The following is an 11,778-nucleotide window of genomic DNA, read 5'->3' as shown; positions in this document are numbered from 1 at the left end:
GACAAAATGAACGGCTTGCAGTAATATACTGCAAGCTGTTTTTCTTTTGGTAATATATAGTGGTAATACTGGAAGGATTGCCTTCTGCTTTGCTTCGCCCTTCCCTTCTTTTTTTCATTCCTCGCAGTATGCTCCTTTTTCTCTCGGGATGCCCATGCAAATTGTTTCCGGCAATTTCTTGGGACTATTGACGACAGGTTATACACTCCCGTCGTTACAACCAGGAGTTCTCAATGACGTTGCAAATGCAGCGGAATATGAATGGGCCGACCCGCAGGAAGTTGTCCTACATAGATCCGGAAGGCAAGGGGTATTGTATCATGCTTTTGCTTTCTATGAAAAAGGATATCGAATGACGATTTCCAATAAGAGAGTGTTTTGGAGAGGTTACGAGAGTCGAAGCTTTTTTTGAAGGATCTGGACGTTTTTGTGATTTGAGCGGGTTGTTTTTCCAAAAGATTAAATTTCAAACAGGGTCGGGCAGTTTTTAAGGTGCTGTTCCCGATTCTGCCACATGTTTTGAAGGATTTGCTGATTTTTCCGAAGTCGAATTTTGGTGGGTTTGACGTTGTTTAAAACCATTTTTTCATAAGGAGTTAGCCTCTGCGAGGCTAAATTCAATGGTGTAGTTATTTTGAAAACAGGGTTCAGAGATTATGTATATTTTAATTCAATAAAGTTTAATAACCGTTCTGTTTTTAGCCGTTTGAGGCTGTATACGGTATTGATTTCACAGACTGTGTATTCGGGGGAAAGTCTAATTTTGAATCAATAGATGATGGTAAATGTAAATTTCATTTTTTTAATTGTATAATTTCAAATAGTGGTATTGATGTTATTGGATGTAATCCAAAAAAATTGATTCTTATAAATCAATATGATATTACCAACAATTATTTCATAAACTCTCTTTGTGGAAAAAAATGGCTGCATCGAGGCTTGTACAGAAGGTAGGAAAATTTGCTTCAGCCTACGCGCGATTTCTATCAGCGCATGAAGGCTAAGTACAAGGGCGGAGAACAATGAATATGAGGCTTCCAAGTGGCATATTGCCGAGAAGGAGGCTCAGCTCAAACTGCTGGGCGAGAAGCAAAGGACTGGTCGCTTTGTCCTTGGACGCAGGAGCAAGCGGCGAAGATCAGGAATATTTTCAGTGGGGAAGACGTACAGTGGATCGTGAAGGCTTGGCGGCAAGGGCTTCAGAGTTCCTGACCTGTTTTGTTCTTTGGCTGTACAAGGTGTCCAGCGGGTTCGGGGAAAAACTACTGTTCGTGGATTTGCTGGCTTTTGCTGCTTTTTGGTGCTGCCTTACTTCTTCCCGGGGACATGCGGGAATACATTCCCTTGATGCAAGCGAATATTGCGAACGCATCCTCTGTCTTGAAAATCTTTCGAAATGGCCGGGTGGCAACTATTCATAACCATTCAGGCCGCCCTGTTTGCCTTTGCCCAGCGAAATCGATTCCGAAGTTAGGCATCCGTGCCGGAGGAGGCAACGCAGCCGGATATCAGGCCTTCGACGTTGCATACCTCTCCCTCCCTCAGGCGCAGGGCCGTGGGGCAGCCGGTCATGGCAGCGTCCTTTGCGGGAGCCGGGATACTGGCGACAGATTTCCCGGCTTGCAGTCGTGGATGGAACAGACGCGACGACCGTCCTCGAGCGTGGTGAGGCAGGGGAGGTCTTCGTGCTAGAGGTCCGTGCCTGGACGGACCCAGATGCGGTAGGAACCGTCGGGCTTCCGCCCCACCCATTCCAGAATGTCGGTACGCCCACGCTCACGCCACAGCGCCATCCTCTTCAGTATAATCCCGATGATAATCCAGCACGGAACAACATCTGCCGCACTGGATGCAGACAAAGTCTGCGTGCCCGTGGGAACCCTTATGCCGAGCCGCCCGCTTCCGGCCCGGTGCCCGTATGCGCCTTGCACCAAAACACCGCGGAACCTATCCGCGCCAAAGGCTTCCGGATCGGGATCAGCTTCAATTCAACAGCTTGCGCGCTGCGGTACTGCTGTCGTGCAGACTTCAGGCTTGGAAACACCCAGATCAGCGCGTTTCTCAGACTGTTCGGGCTGGCCGATACTGGTAAAATCGATGTACAAAATGAACGGCTTGCAGTAATATACTGCAAGCCGTTTTTCTTTTGGCAATACAAAGTGGTAATACGCTGGAAGGATTGCTTTCCGCTTTGCTTCGCCCTTTCCTCGTTTTTTCATTCCTCGCAGTATGCCCTTTTTGCTCTGCGGGATGCCCACGAAAATGTGTGTTTCCATCTGCAATTTCGAGATTATTGACGACAGGTTATACAATTCGTCGATACAAATCCTCAGGAGTTCTCAATGACGTGGTGCGTAAATGCGTGGAATATGAATTTGGCCGACCCGCAGGAAGTTGTCTACACCGATCCGGAAGGCAAGGGGTATTGTGTGTTTCATGCACCGCTCTATGAAAAAAAGGATATCGAATGACGATTTCACTAAGAGAGTGTTTGAGAGGTTGCGAGAGTCGAAGCTTTTTGAAGGATCTGGACGTTTTTGTGATTTGAGCGGGGTTGTTTTTCCGCAAGAGATTAAATTTCAACAGGTCGGGCAGTTTCCAAAGGTTCGGTTTAATTCTGCGTGTTTTGGAAGGATTTGCTGATTTTTCCGAAGTCGATTTTGGTGGGTTTGCGTTGTTTAAAGAAACCATTTTTTCACAAGGAGCTAGCCTCTCGAGGCTAAATTCAATGGTGTAGTATATTTTGGGAAAACAGAATTCAGAGATTATGTATATTTTAATTCAATAAAGTTTAATAACCGTTCTGTTTTTAGCTGTGTTGAAGCTTTATATGGTATTGCTCTACAGACTGTGTATTCGGGGGAAAGTCTAATTTTGAATCAATAGATGATTTTGTAAATGTAAATTTATTTTTTTTAATTGTATAATTTCAAATAGTGGTATTGATGTTATTGGATGTAATCTAAAAACAATTGATTTTATAAATCAATATGATATTACAAACATTCATTTCATAAACTTCCATGGGAAAAAAATGGCTGCATCGAGGCTTGTACAGAAGGTAAGAAAGATTTGCTTCAGCCTACGCGCGATTTCTATCAGCGCATGAAGGCCAAGTACAAGGCGGAGGACAATGAATAAGGAGGCTTCCAAGTGGCATATTGCCGAGAAGGAGGCTCAGCTCGTACTGCTGTGGCGAGAAGCAAAGGACTGGTCGCTTTGTCCTTGGACGCAGGAGCAAGGCGAAGATCAGGAATATTTTCAGTGGGAAGACGTACGAAGTGGATCGCGATGGCTTGGCGGCAAGGCTTCAGAGTTCCTGACCTGTTTTGTTCTTTGGCTGTACAAGGTGTCCAGCGGGTTCGGGGAAAAGCCCGTTCGTGGATTGTGCTGGCTTTTGCTGCTTTTGGTACTGCCTACTTCTTCCCGGGGGACATGCGGGAATACATTCCCTTGATGCAACGGAATATTGCGAACGCATCCTCTGTCTTGAAATCTTTCGAAATGGCCGGGTGGCAACTCCTCATAACCATTCAGGCCGCCCTGTTTGCCTTTGCCCTGCGAAATCGATTCCGAAGATAGGCATCCGTGCCGGAGAGGCAACGCAGCCGGATATCAGGCCTCGACGTTGCATACCTCTCCCCCCTAGGCGCAGGGCCGTGGGGCAGCCGGTCATGGCAGTGTGTTTGCGGGAGCCGGGATACTGGCGACAGATTTCCGGCTTGCAGTCGTGGATGGAAGACGCGACGATCGTCCTCGAGCGTGGTGAGCCAGGGGCAGGTCTCGGCGCTGGTCCGTGCCCGGACGGACCCAGATGCGGTAGGAACCGTCGGGCTTCCGCCCCACCCATTCCAGAATGTCGGTACGCCTGCGTTCGCGCTACAGCGCTACATCCTCTTCAGTACAATCCCGATGATAATCCAGCACGGAACAACATCTGCCGCACTGGATGCAGACAAAGTCCCGCATGCCCGTGGGAACCCATATGCCGAGCCGCCCTTCCGGCCCGGTGCCCGTATGCGTCTGCACCAAAACACCACGGAACATATCCGCGCCAAGGCTTCCGGATCGGGATCAGCTTCTTCAACAGCTTGCGCACGGTACTGCTGTTTATGGAGCTTCAGGCACGGAAACACCCAGAACAGCGCACAACCTCGAACTGTTCGGGCTGCGGCCCATACTGGGAAAAATCGATGCACACGGCTTCAACGGCTTCCGACGGGGTCAGGAAAATTGGGGGTATTCCTGTTCCATATTCAGCTCCTCTGCCTTTATAGGCCTGCTTCCATTGGAACACTATCCACGATTAGTCAAACGTGATTCGGGATATCCCTTTCGGGATTGAAATTCCCTTGCCCACTTCCACGGCTTGGCCCAGGGTGGCACAAATGAAAATCTGTAACGGAAAAACGGTCATGATCACCCAGAAACTGGATCTTCGACGCGATTTTCATCCCGACGACAAGTTGGTGGCTGGCGGAACGGCTCAAACGGTTCGAATTGCCCGCCATGATCGTCCAGTTCACCGCCCTCGTGCTCATGGCCTTGTCACAACCATCATGGCCCCGTTCGGTCTGAAATGGGCCATCCATACCGGGTGTGTATAATAAACTCTTGCGCATCGCACCTGGGACCAGCCGTGACCGAACGGTTGCGCCCGCTTTTAGCTTGACATTCAAAAAATACACAATCTAATTTTTGATCTTCAAACAATAAGGAGATCAAATGTTTTCCGACACCCTGTTCCTCAGTGGCCCTGCAATCATCGCTCACACTCGGGCTGGTGCATAGGTGAACTCTCCTGCGGGTGTTCCGGCTGGTTCTGGCTCCGTTCGTGGCCGGGGACAAAAGCGTGCCGTCGCGTGTTCGGCCTGACCTCCGCATTCATACTCGGCACCTCGCTGGCCGTTTCGCCATCGGCTTTGCACTGGGGTCACTCTCCGCCACCCTGCCTCCGCAGGCCCGATACATCACGGACACGCTCACCGCAGCCATCATCATCGTGCTGGGTGCCATACTGATCTTCCGCCCGCACCTCCTGCACAGTCACGACCACGAGCATGACCATACGGATCACGATCACGAACACCATCATCGCGAGCATGGTTGCGACTGCCATGTACACGGTGACAAAATGAACGGCTTGCAGTAATATACTGCAAGCCGTTTTTCTTTTGGTAATACAAAGTGGTAATACGCTGGAAGGATTGCCTTCCGCTTTGCTTCGCCCTTCCTCGTTTTTTCATTCCTCGCAGTATGCCCTTTTTGCTCTGCGGGATGCCCACGAAAAATGTGTTTCCATCTGCAATTTCTTGAGACTATTGACGACAGGTTATACACTCCGTCGATACAAATCCTCAGGAGTTCTCAATGACGTGTTGCAAATGCGCGGAATATGAATGGGCCGACCCGCAGGAAGTTGTCTACACCGATCCGGAAGGCAAGGGGTATTGTGTGTTTCATGCACCGCTCTATGAAAAAAGGATATCGAATGACGATTTCAATAAGAGAGTGTTTGAGAGGTTGCGAGAGTCGAAGCTTTTTGAAGGATCTGGACGTTTTTGTGATTTGAGCGGGGTTGTTTTTCCGCAAGAGATTAAATTTCAACAGGTCGGGCAGTTTCCAAAGGTTCGGTTTAATTCTGCGTGTTTTGAAGGATTTGCTGATTTTTCCGAAGTCGATTTTGGTGGGTTTGCGTTGTTTAAAGAAACCATTTTTTCACAAGGAGCTAGCCTCTCTGAGGCTAAATTCAATGGTGTAGCATATTTTGGGAAAACAGAACTAGAGATTATGTATATTTTAACTTAACAAAGTCGACAACCGTTCTGTTTTTAGCCGTGTTGAAGCTGTATTATTTGCATTGATTTCACAGAGACTGTGTATTCTGGGAAAGTCTAATTTTGAATCAATAGATGATGGTAAAAATGTAAATTTCATTCTTTATTGTATAATTTCAAATAGTGGTATTGATGTTATTGGATGTAATCCAAAACAATTGATTTTATAAATCAATATGATATTACAAACATTCATTTCATAAACTTCCATAAAAAATACATCGAGGCTTATACAGAAGGTAAGAAAGATTTGCTTCAGCCTACGCGCGATTTCTATCAGCGTACGAAGGCCAGACCATGGCGGGAGAACAATGAATATGAGGTTTCCAAGGTATATTGCCGAGAAGGAGGCTCAGCTCAAACTGCTGTGGCGAGAAGCAAAGGAGGTCGCTTTGTCCTGACGCAGGAGCAAGTGGAAGATCAGGAATATTTTCGGGAGGAGACGTAGAAGTGGATCGCGATGGCTTGGCGGCAAGGCTTCAGAGTTCTGGACCACGATTTTGGTTATTGGCTGTACAAGGCGTCCAGCGGGTCGGGGAAAATTGTTTGTGGATTGTGTGTGGCATTTTTGGCTGCTTTTGGACTGCCCCATTTCTTCTCGGGGGATATGCGGGAATACATTCCCTTGAGGAACGGAATATTGCGAACGCATCCTCTGTCTTGGAATCTGAAATGGCGGGGTGGCAACTCCTCATAACCATTCAGGCCGCCCTGTTTGCCTTTTGCCCTGCGAAATCGATTCCAAGATAGGCATCCGTGCCGGAGAGGCAACGCAGCCGGATATCAGGCCTCGACGTTGCATACCTCTCCCTCCCTCAGGCGCAGGGCCGTGGGGCAGCCGGTCATGGCAGCGTGTTTGCGGGAGCCGGGATACTGGCGACAGATTTCCGGCTTGTAGTCGTGGATGGAACAGACGCGACGACCGTCCTTCGAGCGTGGTGTAGCCAGGGGCAGTGTCTCGGCAAGCAGGGTCCGTGCCCGGACGGACCCAGATGCGGGTAGGAACCGTCGGGCTTCCGCCCCACCCACTCCGGAAGGTCGGTACGGCAGCGCTTCGCGCCAGCTGCGCCACATCCTCTTCAGTACAATCCCGAGGATAATCCAGCACGGAACAACATCTGCCGCACTGGGGGCAGACAGAAGTCCTGCATGCCGTGGGAACCCATATGCCGAGCCGCCCTTCCGGCCCGGTGCCGTATGCGCCTTGCACCAAAACACCACGGAACATATCCGCGCCAAGGTTTTCCGGATCGGGATCAGCTTCTTAAAGCTTGCGCAGGTACTGCTGTCGTACGGAGCTTCAGGCACGGAAACACCCAGAACAGCGCACAATTCCTCGAACTGTTCGGGCTGGGGCCATACTGGGGTAAATCGATGCACACGGTTTTAACGGCTTCCGACGGGGTCAGGAAAATGCGTGATTCCTGTTCCATATTCAGCCCTTGCCTTTTACAGGCCTGCTTCCATTGGAACACATATCCACGATTAGTCAAACGTGATTCGGGATATCCCTTTCGGGATTGAAAACTCTTTGCCCACCACGGTCTTGGCCCAGGTGGGCACAATCGGAAAAACTGTAATGGAAAAAACGGTCATGATCACCCAGAAACCGATCTTCGACGCGATTCTCATCCTTGACGACAAGCTGGGTCTGGCGGAACGGTCTAACGGTTCGAATTGCCCGCCGTGATCGTCCAGTTCACCGCCCTCGTGCTCATGGCCTTTGTCACAACCATCATGGCCCCGCTCGGTCGGAAATGGGTTATCCATACCGGGTGCAAGTATGACAAACTCTTGCGCATCTGCACCCGGGACCAGCCGCGACCGAACGGTTGCGCCCGCATTTTAGCTTCCACCATTCGAAATACACAAATTCTAATTCTTTTTGATCTTCAAACAATAAGGAGATCAAAATGTTTTCCGACACTTCGTTCCTCGTGGCCCTGCAATCATCGCTCACACTGGCTGGTGCATGGCGTGAACCCCGCGGGCACTCCTGGCTGGTTCTGGCTCCGTTCGTGTCGAGAGACAAAGCGGGTCGTCGCGTGTCTGGCCTGACCTCCGCATTCATACCGGCACTGGGCTGTTCGCCATCGGCTTTGCACTGGGGTCACTCTCCGCCACCCTGCCTCAGACAAAATGAACGGCTTGCAGTAATATACTGCAAGCCGTTTTTCTTTTGGTAATACAAAGTGGTAATACGCTGGAAGGATTGCCTTCCGCTTTGCTTCGCCCTTCCTCGTTTTTTCATTCCTCGCAGTATGCCCTTTTTGCTCTGCGGGATGCCCACGAAAAATGTGTTTCCATCTGCAATTTCTTGAGACTATTGACGACAGGTTATACACTCCGTCGATACAAATCCTCAGGAGTTCTCAATGACGTGTTGCAAATGCGCGGAATATGAATGGGCCGACCCGCAGGAAGTTGTCTACACCGATCCGGAAGGCAAGGGGTATTGTGTGTTTCATGCACCGCTCTATGAAAAAAGGATATCGAATGACGATTTCAATAAGAGAGTGTTTGAGAGGTTGCGAGAGTCGAAGCTTTTTGAAGGATCTGGACGTTTTTGTGATTTGAGCGGGGTTGTTTTTCCGCAAGAGATTAAATTTCAACAGGTCGGGCAGTTTCCAAAGGTTCGGTTTAATTCTGCGTGTTTTGAAGGATTTGCTGATTTTTCCGAAGTCGATTTTGGTGGGTTTGCGTTGTTTAAAGAAACCATTTTTTCACAAGGAGCTAGCCTCTCTGAGGCTAAATTCAATGGTGTAGCATATTTTGGGAAAACAGAATTCAGAGATTATGTATATTTTAATTCAATAAAGTTTAATAACCGTTCTGTTTTTAGCCGTGTTGAAGCTGTATACGGTATTGATTTCACAGACTGTGTATTCGGGGGAAAGTCTAATTTTGAATCAATAGATGATGGTAAATGTAAATTTCATTTTTTTAATTGTATAATTTCAAATAGTGGTATTGATGTTATTGGATGTAATCCAAAAACAATTGATTTTATAAATCAATATGATATTACAAACATTCATTTCATAAACTCTCCATGGGAAAAAAATGGCTGCATCGAGGCTTGTACAGAAGGTAAGAAAGATTTGCTTCAGCCTACGCGCGATTTCTATCAGCGCATGAAGGCCAAGTACAAGGCGGAGAACAATGAATATGAGGCTTCCAAGTGGCATATTGCCGAGAAGGAGGCTCAGCTCAAACTGCTGTGGCGAGAAGCAAAGGACTGGTCGCTTTGTCCTTGGACGCAGGAGCAAGGCGAAGATCAGGAATATTTTCAGTGGGAAGACGTACGAAGTGGATCGCGATGGCTTGGCGGCAAGGCTTCAGAGTTCCTGACCTGTTTTGTTCTTTGGCTGTACAAGGTGTCCAGCGGGTTCGGGGAAAAGCCTGTTCGTGGATTGTGCTGGCTTTTGCTGCTTTTGGTACTGCCTTACTTCTTCCCGGGGGACATGCGGGAATACATTCCCTTGATGCAACGGAATATTGCGAACGCATCCTCTGTCTTGAAATCTTTCGAAATGGCCGGGTGGCAACTCCTCATAACCATTCAGGCCGCCCTGTTTGCCTTTGCCCTGCGAAATCGATTCCGAAGATAGGCATCCGTGCCGGAGAGGCAACGCAGCCGGATATCAGGCCTCGACGTTGCATACCTCTCCCTCCCTCAGGCGCAGGGCCGTGGGGCAGCCGGTCATGGCAGCGTGTTTGCGGGAGCCGGGATACTGGCGACAGATTTCCGGCTTGCAGTCGTGGATGGAACAGACGCGACGACCGTCCTCGAGCGTGGTGAGCCAGGGGCAGGTCTCGGCAAGCAGGTCCGTGCCCGGACGGACCCAGATGCGGTAGGAACCGTCGGGCTTCCGCCCCACCCATTCCAGAATGTCGGTACGCCCGCGCTCGCGCCACAGCGCCACATCCTCTTCAGTACAATCCCGATGATAATCCAGCACGGAACAACATCTGCCGCACTGGATGCAGACAAAGTCCCGCATGCCCGTGGGAACCCATATGCCGAGCCGCCCTTCCGGCCCGGTGCCCGTATGCGCCTTGCACCAAAACACCACGGAACATATCCGCGCCAAGGCTTCCGGATCGGGATCAGCTTCTTTCAACAGCTTGCGCACGGTACTGCTGTCGTACGGAGCTTCAGGCACGGAAACACCCAGAACAGCGCACAATTCCTCGAACTGTTCGGGCTGCGGCCCATACTGGGAAAAATCGATGCACACGGCTTCAACGGCTTCCGACGGGGTCAGGAAAATGCGTGATTCCTGTTCCATATTCAGCTCCTTGCCTTTTACAGGCCTGCTTCCATTGGAACACATATCCACGATTAGTCAAACGTGATTCGGGATATCCCTTTCGGGATTGAAAACCCCTTGCCCACTTCCACGGCTTGGCCCAGGGTGGCACAAATCGGAAAATCCGTAACGGAAAAAACGGTCATGATCACCCAGAAACTGATCTTCGACGCGATTCTCATCCTGACGACAAGCTGGTGTCTGGCGGAACGGCTCAAACGGTTCGAATTGCCCGCCATGATCGTCCAGTTCACCGCCCTCGTGCTCATGGCCTTTGTCACAACCATCATGGCCCCGTTCGGTCTGAAATGGGCCATCCATACCGGGTGCAAGTATGACAAACTCTTGCGCATCTGCACCCGGGACCAGCCGTGACCGAACGGTTGCGCCCGCATTTTAGCTTGACATTCAAAATACACAATTCTAATTCTTTTTGATCTTCAAACAATAAGGAGATCAAATGTTTTCCGACACCCTGTTCCTCGTGGCCCTGCAATCATCGCTCACACTCGGGCTGGTGCATGGCGTGAACCCCTGCGGGCACTCCTGGCTGGTTCTGGCTCCGTTCGTGGCCGGAGACAAAAGCGGCCGTCGCGTGTTCGGCCTGACCTCCGCATTCATACTCGGCACCTCGCTGGGCTGCCTCGCCATCGGCTTTGCACTGGGGTCACTCTCCGCCACCCTGCCTCCGCAGGCCCGATACATCACGGACACGCTCACCGCAGCCATCATCATCGTGCTGGGTGCCATACTGATCTTCCGCCCGCACCTCCTGCACAGTCACGACCACGAGCATGACCATACGGATCACGATCACGAACACCATCATCGCGAGCATGGTTGCGACTGCCATGTACACGGTCCGACAGCCAAACGGTCCACCATGTGGGGGCTCGGCACACTTGGGTTCGTGAACATGATCGTGCCCTGCCCCACCGTGGCCATCATGTATTCCTATGCCCTCGAATCGGGCAGCGCGACCAAGGCGATGTCGGTCTTTGCCATCTATGCCGCAGGCACGGCCGTGGCGCTCGGCGGCGTCATCTTCGCCATCTACAAGGTAACAGGGCTGCTGCGAAAGATGCAGCATCCGTGGATCGAACCGGCCATCATGCGCACCGTGGGCGTCATGACCATCCTGTTCGGCACCTATTCCCTGTACACGGATTTCGTTGCCTGATAGCAGGAGTACCTCATGACAAGAAATGCCGAACTCACACAACTCATCGTCGAATTCTATGAAAAGCTGTCATCATGGGAACACTGCGTGGTCCGCGATCAGGGCTTCACGCTGCCCCAGATTCACACGCTGGAAATCCTTGGCACGCACGAACAGTTGCGCATGAAGGAACTGGCCGAGCGCATGGGCGTGACCACGGGCTCGCTCACGGTCATGGTGGACCGGCTGGAAAAGGCCGGACTCGTTCGCCGCCGCCCGCACGAATCCGACCGGCGATCCATCATGGTGGAACTCACCGACACCGGCCGAGACCTGTTCCGGGAGCATGACGAACTCCATTTGCAACTCACTCGGGACATCACCTCCAAGCTCTCGGATTCGGAACGCGACGAGCTCGCACGAATGCTGCGCGCCATGAATTCGGAGTTTTAAGGCCTTCGGCGACCCT

General features: G+C 50.7%; 12 protein-coding genes. 8 read left to right on the top strand and 4 right to left on the bottom strand.

All coding sequences use genetic code 11. The features are described 5' to 3' along the window. Positions 1–1,022 precede the first annotated feature (1,022 nt). Positions 1,023–1,421 carry a hypothetical protein gene (locus tag MPN23_RS17005; RefSeq protein WP_243545427.1) on the top strand — a complete coding sequence of 133 codons (399 nt, stop codon included), beginning with the start codon at positions 1,023–1,025 and terminating at the stop codon, positions 1,419–1,421. A 567-nt stretch (positions 1,422–1,988) separates the two neighbouring features. Here the strand turns inward: MPN23_RS17005 and MPN23_RS17000 are convergent. Beyond that, entirely contained in the window at positions 1,989–2,276 is a 288-nt protein-coding gene (locus MPN23_RS17000; protein WP_243545426.1) for a hypothetical protein, read from the bottom strand. An 857-nt stretch (positions 2,277–3,133) separates the two neighbouring features. On the opposite strand from MPN23_RS17000, the gene MPN23_RS16995 reads away from it, so the two are divergent. Continuing rightward, a complete protein-coding gene (locus MPN23_RS16995; protein ID WP_243545425.1) occupies positions 3,134–3,457 on the top strand; it encodes a hypothetical protein in 324 nt (107 codons plus the stop codon). A 422-nt stretch (positions 3,458–3,879) separates the two neighbouring features. Here MPN23_RS16995 and MPN23_RS16990 read toward each other — a convergent pair whose 3' ends face one another. Further along, a complete protein-coding gene (locus MPN23_RS16990; RefSeq protein ID WP_243545424.1) occupies positions 3,880–4,029 on the bottom strand; it encodes a hypothetical protein in 150 nt (49 codons plus the stop codon). Between the two features lie 778 nt (positions 4,030–4,807). Between MPN23_RS16990 and MPN23_RS16985 the strand changes: the two genes are divergently transcribed. Together MPN23_RS16985 and MPN23_RS16980 are read left to right on the top strand one after the other, a co-directional pair. Further along, positions 4,808–5,152 carry a hypothetical protein gene (locus MPN23_RS16985; RefSeq protein WP_243545423.1) on the top strand — a complete coding sequence of 115 codons (345 nt, stop codon included), beginning with the start codon at positions 4,808–4,810 and terminating at the stop codon, positions 5,150–5,152. A 218-nt stretch (positions 5,153–5,370) separates the two neighbouring features. Further along, positions 5,371–5,808 carry a pentapeptide repeat-containing protein gene (locus tag MPN23_RS16980; RefSeq protein ID WP_243545422.1) on the top strand — a complete coding sequence of 146 codons (438 nt, stop codon included), beginning with the start codon at positions 5,371–5,373 and terminating at the stop codon, positions 5,806–5,808. A gap of 812 nt (positions 5,809–6,620) precedes the next feature. Here MPN23_RS16980 and MPN23_RS16975 read toward each other — a convergent pair. Then, positions 6,621–6,911: a hypothetical protein gene (locus MPN23_RS16975; protein ID WP_243545421.1), complete on the bottom strand. Its 291-nt coding sequence runs from the start codon at positions 6,909–6,911 to the stop codon at positions 6,621–6,623. A 1,301-nt stretch (positions 6,912–8,212) separates the two neighbouring features. On the opposite strand from MPN23_RS16975, the gene MPN23_RS16970 reads away from it, so the two are divergent. Then, the gene (locus tag MPN23_RS16970) at positions 8,213–9,448 is read left to right on the top strand and encodes a pentapeptide repeat-containing protein (protein ID WP_243545420.1); all 1,236 of its coding nucleotides are present in this window, start codon (positions 8,213–8,215) and stop codon (positions 9,446–9,448) included. A 33-nt stretch (positions 9,449–9,481) separates the two neighbouring features. Here MPN23_RS16970 and MPN23_RS16965 read toward each other — a convergent pair whose 3' ends face one another. Continuing rightward, the gene (locus MPN23_RS16965) at positions 9,482–10,129 is read right to left on the bottom strand and encodes a YkgJ family cysteine cluster protein (RefSeq protein WP_243545419.1); all 648 of its coding nucleotides are present in this window, start codon (positions 10,127–10,129) and stop codon (positions 9,482–9,484) included. A gap of 165 nt (positions 10,130–10,294) precedes the next feature. On the opposite strand from MPN23_RS16965, the gene MPN23_RS16960 reads away from it, so the two are divergent. From MPN23_RS16960 to MPN23_RS16950, 3 genes are all read left to right on the top strand, one after another. Next, a complete protein-coding gene (locus tag MPN23_RS16960) occupies positions 10,295–10,525 on the top strand; it encodes a hypothetical protein (RefSeq protein ID WP_243545418.1) in 231 nt (76 codons plus the stop codon). 85 nt (positions 10,526–10,610) lie between these two features. Further along, a complete protein-coding gene (locus MPN23_RS16955) occupies positions 10,611–11,330 on the top strand; it encodes an urease accessory protein UreH domain-containing protein (protein WP_243545417.1) in 720 nt (239 codons plus the stop codon). 15 nt (positions 11,331–11,345) lie between these two features. Continuing rightward, positions 11,346–11,762, top strand: coding sequence for a MarR family winged helix-turn-helix transcriptional regulator (locus MPN23_RS16950; RefSeq protein WP_243545416.1), 417 nt, complete (start codon positions 11,346–11,348; stop codon positions 11,760–11,762). Positions 11,763–11,778: the final 16 nt, after the last annotated feature.

This window comes from Pseudodesulfovibrio tunisiensis, assembly GCF_022809775.1.
Lineage (GTDB): Bacteria > Desulfobacterota > Desulfovibrionia > Desulfovibrionales > Desulfovibrionaceae > Pseudodesulfovibrio > Pseudodesulfovibrio tunisiensis.
The sequence above is the reverse complement of the archived record's forward strand: the minus strand, read 5'-3'. Positions and strand labels throughout refer to the sequence as shown.